We start from the raw sequence: 17,103 nt of genomic DNA on the forward strand, positions 1-17,103 counted from the left end.
GGCTGAGAGAGACGGGGTTGAGGCAGTCGGGCTGACCTTGCGCGGTGGGCGGGGCGGGCCCGTGGTCACCGGGGCGCGAGTGCGGCGAAGGCCTCGTCCAGGAGGTCGACCAGGTCCAGGCGGCCGTCGGAGGCGAGCCAGTGGTCGAGGGCGACGTTCAGGCAGTCCAGGGCCGCCGCGGCCCGTACCGACTGGCCGAGCGTCGGGGAATCGGCGGAGTCGGCGGAGCCGGCGCGTTCCGCCAGGGCCTCGGCCAGGGCGGGGCGCCAGCCGTGCTGCTTCTCCAGGTGCCGGGCGCACAGGGCGGGCGTCTCCCGGACGAGCCGGGTCGTCGCGAGGGCGGCGGCCGGGTCCTGGTGGTAGCGCTCGATGACGGTGTCCAGGGCGCGGCGCAGAGCCGTCCAGTCGTCCTCGCCGGAGGGGCGGGCGCGCAGGGCGTCGGCGAGCCGGCGGTCGTGGCCGTCGAAGGCGGCGAGGACGGCGTCCTCCTTGGTGCCGAAGTAGCGCAGGAACGTGCTGCGCGAGACCCCGGCGGCCGCGGCCAGGTCGTCGAGCGTGACTTTGTCGAAGCCCTCGCGATGGAACAACTCGAAGGCCACCTGGGCCAGTTGGGCCCGCACGGCGGCCCGGGCGATGTCCCTCGTGTTCGTACGCGCGGTTTCGGTCACCCTGCGATCGTAGCTTCCTCATCGGCCCCGGATTGCACAGTAGATACTCAGTCGCTACCGTGACACTCAGTTTCACACCTGGATCGCTGCTTCACCGGCTGGTCCGGGACCGTCGACTGAACGGAGGTACGTCCCCGTGGTCAAGACCCTCGGACTCATCGGCAGCGGCATGATCGGCGGCGCGCTGGCCCGCCTCGCCGTCCGCGCGGGCCTGAATGTCGTGCTCAGCAACTCCCGCGGCCCCGAGACCCTCGCCGACCTTGCCGCCGAACTCGGCGCGCACGCCCGAGCGGCCACGCCCGCCGAGGCCGCCCTCGCCGGTGACCTGGTCGTGGCCACTGTTCCCCTGAGCGCCTACGACCGGCTGCCCACGGCGGAGTTGGCGGGCCGGACCGTCATCGACACCATGAACTACTACCCGGAGCGCGACGGCCGCGTCGCCGCGCTGGACGCGGGCGAGCTGACCTCCAGCGCCCTGGTCCAGCGGCACCTCGCCGAGTCCAGCGTGGTCAAGGCGTTCAACAACATCGACTTCCAGCGCCTGTTCACCTCCGCCCGGCCCGTCGGTGCCCCCGACCGCAGCGCCCTGCCCGTCGCGGGCGACGACCCGGCAGCCAAGGCGGACGTGACCGGGCTCCTCGACGTCCTCGGGTACGACGCGGTGGACATCGGCACCCTCGCCGACAGCTGGCGCAGTGAGCCCGGCACACCTGTCTACGTCACGCCGTATCTGGCGCCCCGGCCCGAGGGGATGAGTCAGGAGGAGGGGCAGCGCTGGTTCTTCGAGACCCCGGGCGTCCCCGTATCCGCCGCGAGGGTCGGGGAACTGGCCGCGACGGCCGTCCGGGGTACGGCGGGCGGCTCCCGCGCGGCCCTCTCGGGCGGCTGAGCCCGGTCCCTGCCACCAAGACACCACGAGAAGGAGCGACCCGACAGCCATGAGCACCGCCGTGCACGGATCGACCGTCGACGTCCCGACCCCGGACGGAACCGCCGACGCCTATCTGGCCACCCCTGACGACAACGCCCCGCGCCCCGCCGTCCTGATGTACATGGACGCCTTCGGCCTGCGCCCGCACCTGAAGAACATGGCGGACCGTCTCGCCGCGGCGGGATACACCGTGCTCGTCCCCAACGTCATGTACCGCCACGGCAGGGCGCCGCTGGTGGAGCTGCCCGAGTTCATCAACCCGGCCGAGCGCCCGGAGATCATCCAGGACATCCGCCCGTTCATGGCGACGCTCACCCCTGAGGCCGCCATGCGGGACGCCGCCGCCTACCTCGACTGGCTGGCCGCCTCCCCGCTCACGACGGACGGCCCCGCTGGTGTCACCGGTTACTGCATGGGCGCCGGACTGGCCCTGCGCACCGCGGGCACCCACCCGGACCGGGTCGCCGCGGCGGCCGGTTTCCACGGGGCGTACCTCGCGACCGACGCGCCCGACAGCCCTCATCTGCTCGCCGGCCGCGTCACCGCCGAGCTCTACTTCGGCCACGCGGACCAGGACGCCACCAACCCCGCCGAGCAGATCGACCGCCTCGACAAGGCGCTCACCGAGGCCGGCGTCCGTCACCGCACCGAGGTCTACGCAGGTGCCCACCACGGCTTCACCCAGGCCGACACCGCCATGTACGGCGCCGAGGCGGCCGAGCGACACTGGACTGCCCTGCTGGACCTCCTGAACCGCGCGCTCTGACCGAGGGCGAGGTCAGGCCAGGTCAGGTCAGGTCAGGCCAGGTCAGGTCAGGCGGGGTCAGGCGAGATCAGCCGCCCAGGCAGATCACGAGCAGGCAGAGCTGATCCGGCGACGACTCCTCCGGTGCGGGGCTCGTCGGTGTCGTGCCCGCGTTCGAGCCGGAGCCCGAGCCGGAGCCGGAGCCGGAGCCCGAGTCGTCGGGGTCGGAGGGGGTGGGCGTAGGAGTCGGTGTGGGCGTGGATGCCTGCGCACCCGTGCCCGTGCCGCCCTGGCCGGAGCCCGATCCGCCGGAGGACGAAGAGCCGGGCTTCGACTTCGAGGCCGACGACGTCGTCGTGTCAGGAGCGGAGCCGGTGTCCGGCCGTGTCTGCTGGCGCGAGACGTGCGGCGGGGCAGCCGCGGACTGCTCGCGCGGGGCGTTGCTCGCGGGCGGCTTCGTGGGGGTGGGCGAGGAACGGCGCGCGTCCGTGCCCGGCGACTGCGGGAGGCTGAGCTCCGCCGTCGGTTCCTCGGCGGCGCCGCCGTTGGTGCGCGGGAGTTCCGGCGCCGTGGCCGCCTGCGTCTTGTCGTTGGCGGACCGGTCCATCGAGGCGAAGGTCAGGCTGCCCCCGATGAGGGCGACGGTGGTCGCGACCACGGCACGGCGCTGGTTCTTCTTCCAACGGGCCCTCTGGCGCCGCCGCGCGGCCCGCCCCTGCGGCGCGGGAGGTGCCCCTTCGACCCCTTCGGCCCCTTCGACAGTGCTCTCGACGTCGCCGTACGGCGCGGTTTCCGGGGCCTCGTGCACACCGGCCCTGTGTACACCAGCCCTGTGGGCACCGGCCGCGTGCGCGCCGGCTCCGAGCGCCGCCTTGTCGCGAGGACGGGGGTCGAACCACGAGCTGGGCGACCCCGTGGGCTCCCACGGCGCCGTCGTGTCAGCCGGGGCGCTCACCGGGTCGCTCGGCGGTGCCGCGGCGGGCCGGGCCGGGACGGTACGGCCGCCCGCGACGACCGGAGCGATGTCCGGGGCGTAGGCGCCGCACCCGGGGCACACCAGGGCGCTGTTGAGATGTCGACGACAATTGGAGCAGTAGTCCATCTGCGGTCTTCCCGGGTTGACTGGGCCGTCGACCCAGCCGGGCTGCGGCCTGGTCACGGTCGCACGTGGTGGCGAGCGGCCTGTAACGCTAACCAGCCAGTCGAATGTGTGTGTGCAGGCTGTGTGACACTCCTGCACGGATTCTCCGGGGCGCCGCGCGTGCGTCGGCCATGTGCCGCCCGCCGAACGGCAGATGAACGGGACGTTCCAGGACGTTCGGCCCGGACGTGTCCCTCCCGCCGACTCTGTTTTTTCCGGTCTCACCAGGCAACCCCGGCGGTCTTTTCACCGGTCTCACAGATTGCTCACAGATTCGGCGCAGGGGGCGCGTTGGGGTGCGTCCCGCCGTCGGTCGGCTGTGGGCAGGCCAGTCCGATGCCACTGACCATGGCACTCGCAGACGAGGAACCGATGACCAGACAGGAACACCGCAGTCACCTACGGCGTGCCGCGCTCTCCACGGGAGCCGCGCTCACCGTGGTCGCCGCCATCGCGGGGTCCGCTCCCGGGGCCGGGGCGGACTCGGCGAGCACGCCCGGTACGCCGAAGCTCAAACTGATCGCCGCGTCGAACTCCGTGACGCTCGACCGGTGGGAGGACGAGGGGATCTACCTGGACCTCGGCACGTACCTCACGGTCGACAACGCGCCGTTCGAGTTCAAGGTGACCCGGAAGTCGTACAAGGACCCCGTCGTCGCCAAGCAGGTCCTGCGCGACGGCACGACCACGAAGACGAAGAAGCTGCCCGCCGGGATGGTGAAGGACTTCTCCGGGCTGTCCGGCTTCCTCAACGTGACCATCAAGAACGCGGCCGGCGAGGAGGTGGCGAAGACCAAGGGCACCTACTGCCCGAACAACGCCGCCGGCCGGATCCGTCCGGACGCCCCGGCGACCTCGCACTACCCGGAGAGCTGCTCCACCAACCCGTGGACGCTGGGCTCGGTGTGGGGCGTCGAGAACGGCTGGGCGTCCAACACCAGCACGGTCGACTACGACAACCCGGTGGACCTGCCGGCGGGCGAGTACACGGCCACGGTCTCGGTGGCCAAGAAGTACCGCGACCTGTTCGGCATCCCCAACGACCGGCCGGCCATCAAGCTGACGGTGCGTCAGCAGAGCGACGAGGGCGGGGAGGGCCTGGCCTCCTCGCGGTCCTCCGCCCACCACGGTTCCGGCCACGGCGGCTCCGGCCACGGCACGCCCTCCGCTCAGTCCGCCGGCGGCGCCTCCCACCACTACGGTCCCCGCGGCGCCGACGCCCCCACCCCGGGTGCCCTGTCGCACGCGCTGCAGGACCGGGGCACGGCGACCCACCTGGGCGACGGGCGCGGGCACACCGACGGCTCGCGTATCGCGCCCGCGCTGAAGCCCAACGCACAGCGGCCCACCGGCCGGGCGGCCGTCCCGGCGGACGTGCCCAAGCCGGACCTGCGGTCCCTGCCCGCCTGGGACATAGCCATCACCGACGGCGAGGACGGCGACGTACCGGGCAAGGACTACCTCGCCTTCAGCGCCAACGTCTGGAACGCGGGCCCCGCGCCCCTCGTCGTGGACGGCTTCCGCAGCCCCGGCAAGGACCTGATGGACGCGTACCAGTACTTCTACGACGCGGACGGCAAGCAGGTCGGGTACACGCCCACCGGCACCATGGAGTGGGACCCGCGCGAGGGCCACGAGCACTGGCACTTCACGGACTTCGCCAGCTACCGGCTGCTGAGCGAGGACCAGACGAAGGAGGTGCGCAGCGGCAAGGAGGCGTTCTGCCTGGCCAACACCGACGCGATCGACTACACGGTGAAGAACGCCAACTGGCACCCGTACAACACGGACCTGGAGACCGCCTGCGGTGAGCAGAACTCCATCTCCGTGCGCGAGGTCCTCGACGTCGGCTCCGGCGACACGTACACCCAGTACCGTCCCGGCCAGTCCTTCGACATCACCGACCTGCCGAACGGCACGTACTACATCCAGGTCATCGCCAACCCGGAGAAGCGCCTGAAGGAGACCAACCTCAACAACAACGTCGCGCTCCGCAAGGTCATTCTGGGCGGTACGGAGGGTGCCCGCACGGTGAAGGTTCCGCCGCACGATCTGATCGACGCGCCGTAACGGTCCCTGACAGTCTCACGGTTCTGCCCGCCTCCGCTTCGGGAGGCGGGCAGAACGCTCCATTGGAAGTATGTGAACTGCGGGCCGGTGGGGGCTGGTCGCGCAGTTCCCCGCGCCCCTGACGGGGCGCGGTACCGCAGCCGACTTCGCCGAGCCCTCTCAGGCGGGCGGGGCCGCCAGCGTCCCGGACTGTCCCGCCCTGCGCAGTGACGCCGCGACGAAGCCGTTCGCCTTGAGTTCCTCGATCAGCTCCCGCAGGAACCGGACGGTCTCCGGTCGTCGGGTCGTCGTCGTGCCCACTGCCTGGCGGATCTCCATGAACCGCTCCTGGATCAGCCGGACTTCGGGGTGCGCCTCGGCGTACGCGGTCATCGGCTGCCGGATGCCCGCGCCCGCCTCCAGGCCCTGCGCGGCGAACACGTCGACGCCTTCGTCACCGCGCACGAGGGTGGCGTGGCGCAGGGTGCGGGTGAGGTAGAGGTCGTACGCGGAGCCGGCCTTCACCCCGATCCGGACGCCGGGCACGTCGATGTCCTCGGGTGTCTGCGGCGCGGAGTCCCGGGGTACGGCGTACACGCCCTCGATGAGCACGTACGGGGCCGTGAACGCGACCTCCGCCTCGCGGGCGGGCTCGATCGCGAGGAAACACAGATCGGCCCGCCCCTCGGCCATCGCCCCGAACGACTTCCGTGCGGCGTCGAAGCAGAGCAGTTCCACGGGGACACCGAGCCGGGCCCCGATCTCCCGGGCGAGATCGACGGTGATGCCGCTCGGCGCGTCCGGCGTGCCCTGGGCGAGGACGGGATTGCCGAGGTTGATGGACGCGCGCAGGGCACCGGTGGGCGCGAGGTCGGCGGCGAGGGAGGCCAGGCTCATGGGCAGGAGTCTAGGCAGCGGCGTCCTTGTAGCCGCCTGACGGACCGTCGAGTCGCCTCCCCCCCGGCGCCGGTGCTCCGCTCTCACGGCGCGCGCAGGGCCTCGGCCGGCGGCGTCCGCAGGGCCTGCCTGGTCGGCAGCTCGATGGTGAGGAAGGCCGTCGCGACGACCGTGGCCGCGATGGCGGGCAGGAGCCAGGCGGGCCCCTGGGGCCAGGGGCGGCCGAGGAAGCCCTGCCCGAGCAGGGCGAGCGGGACGGCGGACAGCAGCAGGCCCGTGGTGAGCGCGGAGGCGGCGATCACGGCGGCCTCCCGGCGCATCATCACCCGGATCTGACGCGGTGTCGTACCGACCAGGCGCAGGGCGGCGATCTCGGCCCGCCGCTGGGAGGTGGCCGCGACGAGCTTGTTGGCGATGCTGAGCAGCAGGTAGCCGAGCAGGACGACGATGACGGCCAGGTTGATCCACACCTCGGGCGGGGTGCCGGTGCCGGACGTACCGGAGCCCGAGTCGATGGCGGCGCCTTCCGCGCGGTGGCGGTGGAGGTGGCGACGGGGGCGTTCATCGGCGTGCCCGCAGCTTGCGCGTGACGAGGGTGCCGGCGCAGAGCAGGGTGACCAGGCCGCTGGCCAGGTTCAGCCAGATGCCGGCGGCGGCGTACGAGGCCAGCATGTTGGCGACCGCGCTGATCACGAGCACGGTCCAGAGCAGCGTACGGACGACGGCGCCGCGGGAGACGGCGGGCGACCTGGTGCCGGGCGAGCGGTCTTCGGCGGTGAGGCGGTAGGGGGCCGTGTGCGTGCTGGTGCCCGTACCCGTACCCGTACCCGTACCCGTACCCGTGCTCGTACCTGTACCCGTGCTCGTACCCGTACTCGTGCTCGCCATGGCGGGGTTCCTCTGCTCGGTGCGTACCTCTTCGGCTGTCGTCACCGACGCTATGGACCGGGGCCTCTTCCGGCCGATCCCGCAGTCCGCCCGGTCCGGGGTACAGCAGGCTGTACTTCGCGCTTCGCGGCTCCCGGGCTGACGCCGAACTTGTGTGCTGCATAAGGTCGTTCGCCATACATAGGGAGGGAGGGCGAATGGCCATACAGGACTCCGCGGCCGAGGAGGGGCACGTGGAACGGGGTGCGGGCCTCAAGGAGGTTGCCGTACGGGCCGTGGGCGCCGCGGGCAGCGCGACCGGACAGCTCGCGACCGGACTCGGTACGGCCCTGCTCGCGCTGATCGTGCTGGTCTGGCTGGCCGTCACCGCCGTGTTGAGCCTCGTCGGCGTGGGGCTGCTGATGGCGCCCGCCGTGCTGGGCGCGCTGCACGCCCTGGCCGGCCGGGAACGCGCCCGGCTCTCCCGCTACGGCCCCGACGTGTACGCCCCGGACCCCCCGCCCACACGGCTGCGGCTCGCCCTCGTCGACCCCACGACCCGGCGGGAGCTGCGCTGGCTGGTCCGGCACGCCACGTTCGGTCTGCTGCTGGGCCTGCTCGGCGTACTGCTGCCGCTTGTCGCCCTCCGGGACAGCGTCTTCCCGTTGCTGTGGCCGTTCGCGCCCAAGGAAGCGGATGCCACGTCGCTGGGCTTCGGCAACGCGCAGACCTGGCCGGAGGCCCTGGCCGTGACCCTCCTCGGCGTGGGCTGGATCGCCATCATCCTCGGGCTGACCCCGGGTATGGCCCGCTTGCAGGCCGCGCCCGGGCGGCGGTTCCTCGCGGCCGGGCCCGACACCGATCTCTCCCTGCGTGTCGCGGAGTTGACCGCCACCCGCGCCGCCGCCCTGGACGCCCACGCCACCGAGCTGCGCCGTATCGAGCGCTCGCTGCACGACGGCACCCAGAACCGGCTCGTCACGGTCACCGTCCTGCTCGGCGCCGCCCGCCGCCAGGTGGCCCGCGACCCGGCCGGTGCCGACGAACTCCTCGAGCGCGCCCAGTCCGCCGCCGAACAGGCCCTGGCCGAACTGCGTACCGTCTCCCGCAGCATCCTGCCCCCGGTGCTGGCCGACCGGGGGCTCGCGGGCGCGCTGTCCGGGCTGGCCGCCGAGTGCGCGGTGCCGTGCCGGACCGACGTCGAGGCACCCGAACGGTGCGCAGCCTCCGTCGAGGCCACCGCCTACTTCGTGGTCGCCGAGGCACTGACGAACATCGCCAAGCACAGTGGCGCCGGACAGGCGGCGGTGACGGTCCGTTCCCGGGGCGGCCGGCTGAACCTCCGGATCGAGGACGACGGCCGGGGCGGCGCCGACGAGGACGGCGGCTCCGGGCTCACCGGGATCCGCCGCCGGGTGGCGGCGCACGACGGTACGCTCCGCGTGACCAGCCCGGCCGGCGGGCCGACAACCCTTGAAGTGGACCTTCCCTGTGGATCGTGACCAGCTGACGGACCGTAATCAGCTGACGGACCGTGACCAGCTGACGGACCGTGACCTGCGGATCGTGATAGCCGAGGACGACCTGTTGCTGCGCGAGGGCCTCGCCCTGCTGCTGCGCGCCGAGGGGCTCGACGTGGTGGCCACGGCGGGTACCCCCGACGGGGCGCTGGACGCCGTCGACACGCACAAGCCCGACGTCGCCATCCTCGACGTACGGATGCCGCCCACGCACACCGACGAAGGCGTCCGCGCGGCCGTCGAGGCCCGGCGCCGCCGCCCCGACCTGGCCGTCCTGGTGCTGTCCGCATACGTCGAGCAGTCCTTCGCCACCGAGCTGCTGACCGGCGGTGTGAACGGCCTCGGGTATCTGCTCAAGGAACGGGTCGGGCGCGTGGAGGAGTTCCTCGACGCACTGCACCGGGTGGCGTCCGGCGGCACCGCCATCGACCCCGAGGTCGTCGCCCAGCTGTTCACCCGCTCCCACCAGGACACCCGCCTGGAACGCCTCAGCCGCCGCGAGCGCGACGTCCTCGCCCTGATGGCCGAGGGGCTGGGCAACAGCGCGATCGCGGAACGGCTCGTCGTGACGGACGGCGCGGTGCACAAGCACATCCGCAGCATCTTCGCCAAGCTCGACCTGTCGCCGACCGACCACGTGGACCGGCGGGTGGCCGCCGTCCTGCAGTACCTGGAGGACGCCCGCCGCCGCGCCTGACGACCCCTCGGGTACAGCCTGCTGTACCTCCGCCTGGGGCACGCACGGCAATGACCCTCGGACGCGGCGCTGATGTGCTGAACACGTCACAACAGCCCCCTCCGAAGGGACATAGCGGTGAGCATCCAGGCACCCGTCAGCATCGAGACCGGCCCGGCCGGCAAGGGCGGTAAGGGCGGCGGCGAGGGCGGTAAGGGCGGCGGCGAGGGCCGTGGAGGTGGCAGGGAGGGCCGTGGGGAGGGCCGTCAGGACGTCACCACCGGCCTGCGCGGCAGCATCCGCCACCGCCCCCTGACCTGGTTCTTCTCGCTGACGTTCCTGCTGAGCTGGACGGCCTGGGTCCCGTACGCACTCTCCGAGAACGGCCTGGGCCTGTGGCACTTCACCTTCCCCGGGGGCGCCGGCGGCAGCCAGCTCCTCGGCGTGCTGCCCGGCGCCTACCTCGGCCCGATCACGTCGGCGCTCCTGGTCACCGGGATCACCGAGGGACGCGCGGGGCTGCGGGCCTGGCGGAGCCGGATGACCAAGTTCCGCGTCAACTGGCGCTGGTACGCCGTGGTTCTGGTCGCGGTGCCCGCGGCGCTGACCCTCGCGGTGGTCGCGCTCGGCGACCGCGCCCCGCAGATGCCGTCCGCGATGATCCTGGCCGCGTTCCTGCCCGGCCTGCTCCTCCAGATGATCACCACCGGCCTCGCCGAGGAGCCCGGCTGGCGCGAGTTCGCCATGCCCCGACTGCAGGACCGCTTCGGCCCGCTGGCCGCCACCGTCATCGTCGGTCCGCTGTGGGGTCTCTGGCACCTGCCGCTGTTCCTGACCGAGTGGGGCGGCTACCCGGACGTGACCGGGACGGCCGTGCTGAAGTTCGTCGTCACCGCCATCGCCTTCAGCTTCGTGATGACCTGGGTGTTCAACCGCTCCGGCGGCAGCATGCCGCTGGTGATGCTGCTGCACTGCGGCGTCAACAACTACTTCTCCATCGCCGCGGCGGACATGTTCCCGTGGCTGTCCCGCGAGAGCGCCTCCAACGCCTCCCTGCTCGCCCTCCTCACGGCGGCCCTCATCCTCCTCGCCACCACCCGGGGCCGCCTCGGCTGCCCACCGGCGCCCCACACCGACACGCTGCCGGCCCGGACGGCCTGACATGCCGACCCGTTCGACGCACCCGCGAGGGCACGCGACCCCAGTGGCCGCGCGCCCTCGGGCACGCGCCGAGCACGGCACACGGCTGAACAACGAGAGAATGCGACCATGGACGCAGTGATCACGGCGTCCGAAAGGTGCCAAGCACTGTCAGACACGTAGGCACGGTGTGACCCCTCACCGAAGCTAGCCACCACCACAGAGCAGAGCTGCCCAGATGCAATCAGGTTGGTCACCACACAGCGCTCTCAGCTTGGGAAGCTCGTGTCTCCTGACCTGATATGCCCTGCTGACCTGGGAAGAAGAGGACTGGCACCCTGGTGGACCGTCACTCGATATCTCTGTACTCCCGAGGTTCCCCGCAGGACCTGGCACGCGTCTGGCACGACCTCTTCGTCCCGAAGAGTTGCGCAGGGGAGGCGTGTGGGGAAGCGCGCTGAGTAGGCAGAGTCTGTAGAACAGCGACGCGAGGGGTTACGGTAACTGCCAGCCGGGTGCAGGGCTCCATGAAACGCCGCATCTTTCCGCGCGGGGAGGTGACTTCCTTGGTCTCACAGCTGGATATGAGGACTCAGACGTAAGATGCGCTGACCTCCAGCTGGGTGCATCCTGGAAGTAGCGAAGCAGATCTGGAGTCGGTCTCATGTTTACGGGCCCGATGATGAAACACCTATCTTTCTTGCTCACCTGATAATCATGTTTCGCAAGTGAAGCACGCAAGAGGATAGGGTTATGAATGTGAAGAGGCGGACCTTCACGGCGATCACGGCAATGTCGATAGCGGGATTCTGTTTGCCAACTGCACCTATTGCGGTGGCTGCAACCGTTAACCAGGGCTCTCAAGAACAGTACCTCAGCGAGATTGATCCGTTGAGATCGGAATACGGTGTAGAAAACGAGTCCGCAGAGATCGACGGCGAACAGTATTCGCAAAGCGTGGCCATGAGGGCCGACAAGAGCTACGTTCCCTATGGTGACGCCGAATATAATCTGGGTCGTAAGTGGCGCAGTTTTGATGCGACCATCGGACTGCGCGACGATTCTCCGAGTGAATCAGTGCTGAAGTTCGAGGTCTTCGGAGACGGAAAAGTCCTATACGAGGAGCAAATGGAAATCGGTGAGTCGAGTGAGATCGACCTTAACGTTTCCGGTAAGCTCCGGCTGACCCTTAAGGTCTCTTACCAATCTTCCGAAGACATCGACAGCTACTGCTACGGGGTATGGGGAGATGCTCGACTCAGCACCCCTTAAGGGCCCTCGCCTTCTAGAGGGCACTCGCTGGGCTGGCCTACCCAAGGGGTAGTTATCAGATCCGCAGGGCCGCGCGGGAAGGATCTTAGAGTGATGTCTTCTGGTATACCGCCATTGGTCGATAACATTATTCTGAAATTTGTCAGAGGGATTGCGTGGTGCATATGGTGGGCGATCATAGGTGCATTTTGGGCCGTTATTTACATCCTGACTGGAGTAGTTGCCCTCTTTTGGGGACTTGGCAATCTTGCGGAGCGCAAGCCATTCGACGATGGCGTTCGTTTTCCGTATCTAGATTTCGCCCCGTGGAATAACTAAGTTTGGCGAGGTTCCTGTACGAGGCGGGAACACTGAAGCAGACCAAGCGCACCGGTAGGTGGATGGCAGGCGTACGCGACCCCGAATCGGTGGCCGAGCACGAGACCGCGAACGAACTCGCCGACGCGGTGCTGGAGACCGGTTCCCTGGACTGGCTGCGTGCAGCCCTCGGTGAGAAGCAGAGCTGACAGCGGCCGCGGGAGGCGGGGTCTGTCCCAGAGGCCACGCCATCCTTGGGCGGGGCAACCTCGACGTGTCCGCCGCATGGGCCAGCTGCGAATGCGTGGAAAGGCCGTCAATTGGCTCCGGCGTCCCAGCGACACGCCGTGCATGCGGCGTGTCGCTGGGACTCAGAATCCAATTGCTCTCTCCCGGCAGGACTCGGGAGGGCGCGTGTGCGTCGCGTGCCGCATGCGGAGGGCGCGTGTACGGAGGGCAGGTGTACGTCGAACGCCGCATCCGGAGGGCGGGATTTCTCGTCTAGGAGGGCATGAACAACGATGACGTGGTGAACATGACACAGCCTCCCGCGCGCCCGGTCCGGGGAACGGCCCGTATCGCCGTCGCCGGGCTCGCGCTGGCCGGAGCCGCCTGGGCGGCCCGGGCCGTCTGGCACATACGACTCGCCGTGGCGGGCATGCCGGCGTCAGGGCCGATCGACCAGGGTGGCGGCCAACACCGCGAGCCGACCGCGCTGGAGGACAGCTACCACTTCGTCAGCTCCCTGGGAGAAGTCGCCACGGTGCTCTGCGCAGCCGCCTTCCTGAACTGGCTGTGGCGCGTCCGGGACAACGCGCGCGCCTTCTCCGGCGAACGCGCGCGCTACGTGTGGCCGTGGATGTACGTGGGCTGGATCGTGCCGATCATGAACCTGTGGGTGCCCCGCGGCATCGTCGTCGACATCCACCGGGCGAGCGCTCCGGGACAGCGGCTGCCGAGTGTCGTGAACTGGTGGTGGGGCCTGTGGCTGGCCGGGATGCTCGGCGGGGTGGGCCTGATCTACGCCGACGACACCGACGACGTCATCGGGCGCGCCTACACGGACGTGTGGCAGCTGCTGGTGGCCGACGCGGCGGTCATCGGCGCGGCCGTGGCAGCCGTCCTCGTCGTCCGCACCCTCACGAAGGTGCAGCAGGACCGCCTGGACGGCACCTCACAGGCGGTCACGGCATCCGCGTCCGCCGGTCCCGTCGCCGGGGGGTGAGACCCCTGCGTCCGGGGCGCGGCGCCGTTCGGACATAATCCCGGCACCGTATGGAACGTGGTCGCCACCACCGGAACGTGGTCACCACCGCCGCCACCAGGGAGATCCATGACCGCCCTGCCCGGCCCGGACGCCCCGGCCTCGCCGCCGTCGGTGTCGGTGTCGTCCGCGCCTCTCATACCGGCGCCGACCACGCCCGCGCCCCTCATACCGGCGCCGACCACACCCGCGCCCCTCATACCGGAGCCGGTCACGCTCCCCCCGCGTGACCGGCGCCCGCAGCCGACCGGCCACCGTGATCCGTACCTCCTCGCGGCCGTCCTCTTCGTCGCGTACGCCACGCTCTCCGTCGCCCGCTACCGGCACATGGCCACCCGCTCCTGGGACCTCGGCATCTTCGAGCAGGCCGTGCGTGCGTACGCCCACCTCCAGGTGCCGATCGTCGATCTCAAGGGCCCGGGGACCAACGTCCTCGGTGACCACTTCAGCCCGGTCACCGCTCTCCTCGCCCCCGTCTACCGGGTCTTCCCCTCGCCGGTCACGCTGCTCGTGGCCCAGGCCGCGCTGTTCGCGCTGTCGGCCGTGCCGGTCACGCGGGCGGCCGCCGGGCTGCTGGGGCGGAGCCGCGGACTCGCGCTCGGTATCGCGTACGGCCTGTCCTGGGGCCTTCAGCGTGCCGTCGACGTCGACTTCCACGAGATCTGCTTCGCCGTACCGCTGATCGCCTTCGCGCTGGAGGCCCTGCTGGCCGGGCGCTGGCGCCGGGCGCTGCTCTGGGCGTTGCCGCTGGTCCTGGTCAAGGAGGACCAGGGGCTGACGCTGGCGGCCATCGCCGTCGTCGTCGCCGTTCGCGCCCGCCGCTCCTCCCCGCGCACCGTCCCGTACGCGCTGGCCGTGGCCGCCCTGGGAGCCGCCGCCACCCTGGCCACCCTCACCGTTGTCATCCCGGCCTTCAACACGACCGGCGACTACGACTACTGGGCCAAGGTCGACGGCGGCTTCTCCCTCTTCGACGGTGCCGGGACCAAACTCGACACCCTGGCCTGGCTGCTGCTCCCCACCAGCGGGTTCCTGGCGTTGCGCTCCCCGCTGCTCCTCATCGCGCTGCCCACCCTCGGCTGGCGCTTCGTCTCCTCGGACGACCACTACTGGGGCACGGACTGGCACTACAGCGCGGTCCTGATGCCGGTCGTGTTCCTCGCCCTGGCCGACGCCATCACCGCCACCCGCCGCAGCCCGCGCCCCTGGCTGCGCTCGTACGGGCAACAGCTGCCCGCCGCCGTCGCCGCGGCGGCCCTCGCGCTCAGCACCAGCCTCCCCCTGCGCGCGCTGACCGAGCCCGCCGCCTACCGCACACCCGAGCGCGTCACCGCCGCCGAGAAGATGCTGGCCGCCATCCCGGACGGCGCGACCGTCGAGGCCGGCCTCGGCCCCATCAGCCGCCTCACCTCCCGCTGCCGCGTCTTCTGGATCGGCAACACCCGCGGGGTCACCCCGGACTACATCGCCCTCGACAACACCGGCGGCCGGTATCCCGACCCCGTGGGCCACGCCCGCAGGCTGCACCCCAAGGCCCGGTACGTGATCACGGGTGCCCGCCTGGGGTACGTGGTCCTCGAACGCCGGTCCTGACGGCCACCCATGAGCGCGGGGCCGCTACGAACCCTCGTGGAGCGCGATGGCGCCCGAGGGGCACATCGCGGCCGCCTCCCGGACCGTGGCGTGCTGGTCCGGGGCGGGCTCGGCGTCGAGGAGGAGGACGATGCCGTCGTCCTCCCGCTGGTCGAACACCTCCGGCGCGAGCATCACGCACTGCCCGGCACCGCAGCACTTGTCCTCGTCCACGCTGACCTTCATGCCCGTCACCCCTTTATCTCCTTTGGTAACTTTTAGTCCTTTTTGTTCTTCTGGTTACCACCGCACCGGCACCGTACGCAGGCCGCCGACGAGGAGGCCCTCGACACGCTGCAACTCCTCGACGGGCACGGCCAGTCGGAGGGTCGGCAGTCTGCGCAGCAACCCCGTCGGCGCACCTGTCCGGTTCGGCTACGACCTGTCCGGCACCGCCGCCCACCGTGACGCCCAGATCCGGCACGCCCTGATCCGCCTGCTGCACTGGGCCAGGCGCCACAGTCTCGCGATCGCGATCGAGGACCTCGACTTCACCGCCGACAAGTCTCGCGAGAAACACGGCAGGCGTAAGCGCTTCCGCAAGCTCATCTCCGGCATGCCGGTGTCCCGGCTGCGGGCCCGGCTGGTGTCGATGGCGGCCGAACTCGGCATCACCATCGTCGCCGTCGACCCCGCCTACACCAGCCGCTGGGGCGCCCAGCACTGGCAAAAGCCCCTCACCAGCAAGAACAAAAGGAGCACTCGCCACGACGCGGCAGCCGTGGCGATCGGCAGGCGCGCCCTGGGACACCCGATCCGGCTGGGGGTACCTCCCAGGCCCTTAAGGCACTGGGGGAGGACGGCACCGCCCCCACACGACCGGAGTGATCGTGTGGGGCATCGGACCGTCCAGGCCCGACCGGGCGCCCCGGGGCGTGAGGAACTCCGCCCCCGCATCCCCGGACCACGGACACGATCCGCGCGCGCCGGACGCGGAGCGAACGCGGAGAACCAGGACGCCCGACACCGTTCGGGGCATCCGGCTGAGCAAGGGTCCTGGCAGCAGGACTCACTCCCGCTCAGTCTTTAGGAACGGTGGCCCGCAAGTTCCGTATCACCGAGGAGGGGCGGAAGCGCCTGACCGCCCAACGTGAGGAGACGGTCGCCAAACTGGCCAAGGTCCTCACCGGCTGGTCCCCCGAGGACCTGAAGCGGTTCGTCGCCGACCTGGAGCGGTTCAACACCGACATCGAACGCGTCGCAGGCCGCCCGTGGCCGCACTCGGCACGCTGACGCGTTTCTTCAAGGCTCGTCCGCGTCGTCCTGCCTACCGTGTCCTCACTGCACGCGGGAAGAGGCGAGGACGACATGCAGCTGAGAAACGTGATGGCCAGGGCCTCGGAGGCGGCCGTGGGTGTGGTGCGCGGTATCCGGCCGGACGACCTGGACCTGCGCACCCCGTGCCCGGAGATGACGGTCGGGGCACTGGTGAACCATCTGTTCCACTGGACCGGTGTCCTGGGGCAGGCCGCCGCGGTCAAGCAGCCGCCGCAGGACCTGCCGGGTCGGACGGCGAAGGAACGTGACCTCATCGCGGAGCCCGGCTGGGCCGAGGCGTTCGCCGCCCGGTCGGCGGCGACCGCCGACGCCTGGAGCGATCCACGGGCCTGGGCGGGCGAGACCTCCTTGACCGGTGGCGGCGGCGCGATGCCCGCCCCCTTCGTCGGCGGGATCGTCCTCGGGGAGTGGCTGCTCCACGGCTGGGACCTGGCGGTGGCCACCGGGCAGCGGTTGCCCGTGGACGACGAACTCGCGGCGGCGCTGTACGAGGACGTCGCGGGGAGGGCCGAGATGGCCCGGCAGTACAAGGTGTTCGGCCCCGAGGTCGAGGTACCGGCCACGGCGCCGCCGTTCGACCGTGCGCTGGGACTGGCCGGCCGCGATCCGTCGTGGAAGCGGTCGGACTGACGAGGCGGTCGGACTGACGGGGTGGGTCCCGGCGCGTGCTCATGGTGGTGGGGGCAGGGCGGCGAGGGCCTCCGGGGTGACCACATGGCCCAGGAG

Annotated in this window: 16 protein-coding genes and 3 pseudogenes; 13 read left to right on the forward strand and 6 right to left on the reverse strand. The window is 70.8% G+C overall.

From position 1 onward, the window contains the following. Positions 1-65: 65 nt before the first annotated feature. A complete protein-coding gene (locus FNH08_RS23095) occupies positions 66-668 on the reverse strand; it encodes a TetR family transcriptional regulator (RefSeq protein WP_322725164.1) in 603 nt (200 codons plus the stop codon). Positions 669-804: 136 nt separating this feature from the next. Here FNH08_RS23095 and FNH08_RS23100 point away from each other — a divergent pair, with 136 nt between their 5' ends. After that, the gene (locus FNH08_RS23100; protein ID WP_322725165.1) at positions 805-1,557 is read left to right on the forward strand and encodes an NADPH-dependent F420 reductase; all 753 of its coding nucleotides are present in this window, start codon (positions 805-807) and stop codon (positions 1,555-1,557) included. Positions 1,558-1,606: 49 nt separating this feature from the next. After that, positions 1,607-2,365, forward strand: a complete 759-nt coding sequence (locus FNH08_RS23105; protein ID WP_152773436.1) for a dienelactone hydrolase family protein — start codon at positions 1,607-1,609, stop codon at positions 2,363-2,365. Between the two features lie 67 nt (positions 2,366-2,432). On the opposite strand, the gene FNH08_RS23110 is transcribed toward FNH08_RS23105, so the two are convergent. Continuing rightward, a complete protein-coding gene (locus FNH08_RS23110) occupies positions 2,433-3,503 on the reverse strand; it encodes an SCO2400 family protein (protein WP_322725167.1) in 1,071 nt (356 codons plus the stop codon). 354 nt (positions 3,504-3,857) lie between these two features. Between FNH08_RS23110 and FNH08_RS23115 the strand changes: the two genes are divergently transcribed. Continuing rightward, entirely contained in the window at positions 3,858-5,555 is a 1,698-nt protein-coding gene (locus FNH08_RS23115; RefSeq protein WP_194238574.1) for a lysyl oxidase family protein, read from the forward strand. A gap of 159 nt (positions 5,556-5,714) precedes the next feature. On the opposite strand, the gene FNH08_RS23120 is transcribed toward FNH08_RS23115, so the two are convergent. The 3 genes and pseudogenes from FNH08_RS23120 to FNH08_RS50855 all read right to left on the reverse strand — a co-directional run bounded on the left by FNH08_RS23120 (position 5,715) and on the right by FNH08_RS50855 (position 7,319). Further along, positions 5,715-6,431: a transporter substrate-binding domain-containing protein gene (locus FNH08_RS23120; protein WP_152773439.1), complete on the reverse strand. Its 717-nt coding sequence runs from the start codon at positions 6,429-6,431 to the stop codon at positions 5,715-5,717. Positions 6,432-6,514: 83 nt separating this feature from the next. Beyond that, positions 6,515-6,913, reverse strand: a pseudogene (locus tag FNH08_RS23125) (FtsX-like permease family protein); the annotation flags it as partial. Between the two features lie 79 nt (positions 6,914-6,992). Next, positions 6,993-7,319, reverse strand: coding sequence for a hypothetical protein (locus FNH08_RS50855; RefSeq protein WP_194238576.1), 327 nt, complete (start codon positions 7,317-7,319; stop codon positions 6,993-6,995). A gap of 197 nt (positions 7,320-7,516) precedes the next feature. Here FNH08_RS50855 and FNH08_RS23135 point away from each other — a divergent pair, with 197 nt between their 5' ends. The 7 genes and pseudogenes from FNH08_RS23135 (at position 7,517) to FNH08_RS23170 (ending at position 15,060) form a co-directional block, all read left to right on the forward strand. Then, positions 7,517-8,800: a sensor histidine kinase gene (locus tag FNH08_RS23135; RefSeq protein WP_152773441.1), complete on the forward strand. Its 1,284-nt coding sequence runs from the start codon at positions 7,517-7,519 to the stop codon at positions 8,798-8,800. 55 nt (positions 8,801-8,855) lie between these two features. Then, a complete protein-coding gene (locus FNH08_RS23140) occupies positions 8,856-9,515 on the forward strand; it encodes a response regulator transcription factor (protein WP_152773462.1) in 660 nt (219 codons plus the stop codon). 264 nt (positions 9,516-9,779) lie between these two features. Then, positions 9,780-10,655 (forward strand): CPBP family intramembrane glutamic endopeptidase, encoded by an 876-nt coding sequence (locus FNH08_RS23150; protein ID WP_152773464.1) that lies wholly within the window; start codon positions 9,780-9,782, stop codon positions 10,653-10,655. A gap of 738 nt (positions 10,656-11,393) precedes the next feature. Further along, positions 11,394-11,906, forward strand: coding sequence for an NPCBM/NEW2 domain-containing protein (locus FNH08_RS23155; RefSeq protein WP_194238575.1), 513 nt, complete (start codon positions 11,394-11,396; stop codon positions 11,904-11,906). A gap of 320 nt (positions 11,907-12,226) precedes the next feature. Then, positions 12,227-12,358, forward strand: a pseudogene (locus tag FNH08_RS53585) (HD domain-containing protein); the annotation flags it as partial. 356 nt (positions 12,359-12,714) lie between these two features. Continuing rightward, entirely contained in the window at positions 12,715-13,428 is a 714-nt protein-coding gene (locus FNH08_RS23165; protein WP_152773447.1) for a DUF4328 domain-containing protein, read from the forward strand. Positions 13,429-13,536: 108 nt separating this feature from the next. Next, positions 13,537-15,060 (forward strand): DUF2079 domain-containing protein, encoded by a 1,524-nt coding sequence (locus tag FNH08_RS23170; protein WP_152773449.1) that lies wholly within the window; start codon positions 13,537-13,539, stop codon positions 15,058-15,060. A 24-nt stretch (positions 15,061-15,084) separates the two neighbouring features. On the opposite strand, the gene FNH08_RS23175 is transcribed toward FNH08_RS23170, so the two are convergent. Beyond that, positions 15,085-15,285 (reverse strand): ferredoxin, encoded by a 201-nt coding sequence (locus FNH08_RS23175; protein ID WP_152773465.1) that lies wholly within the window; start codon positions 15,283-15,285, stop codon positions 15,085-15,087. A gap of 160 nt (positions 15,286-15,445) precedes the next feature. Between FNH08_RS23175 and FNH08_RS23180 the strand changes: the two are divergent. The 3 genes and pseudogenes from FNH08_RS23180 to FNH08_RS23190 all read left to right on the forward strand — a co-directional run. Continuing rightward, positions 15,446-16,129: pseudogene (locus FNH08_RS23180) on the forward strand (IS200/IS605 family accessory protein TnpB-related protein); the annotation flags it as partial. A 5-nt stretch (positions 16,130-16,134) separates the two neighbouring features. Further along, complete coding sequence (locus FNH08_RS23185) at positions 16,135-16,332, forward strand: hypothetical protein (protein WP_152773451.1); 198 nt, start codon at positions 16,135-16,137, stop codon at positions 16,330-16,332. 75 nt (positions 16,333-16,407) lie between these two features. Further along, a complete protein-coding gene (locus tag FNH08_RS23190; RefSeq protein ID WP_152773453.1) occupies positions 16,408-17,007 on the forward strand; it encodes a TIGR03086 family metal-binding protein in 600 nt (199 codons plus the stop codon). The last annotated feature ends 96 nt before the right edge of the window (positions 17,008-17,103 follow it).

Origin of the sequence: Streptomyces spongiae, from assembly GCF_009377185.1 — a bacterium.
Classification (GTDB): Bacteria; Actinomycetota; Actinomycetes; order Streptomycetales; family Streptomycetaceae; genus Streptomyces; species Streptomyces spongiae.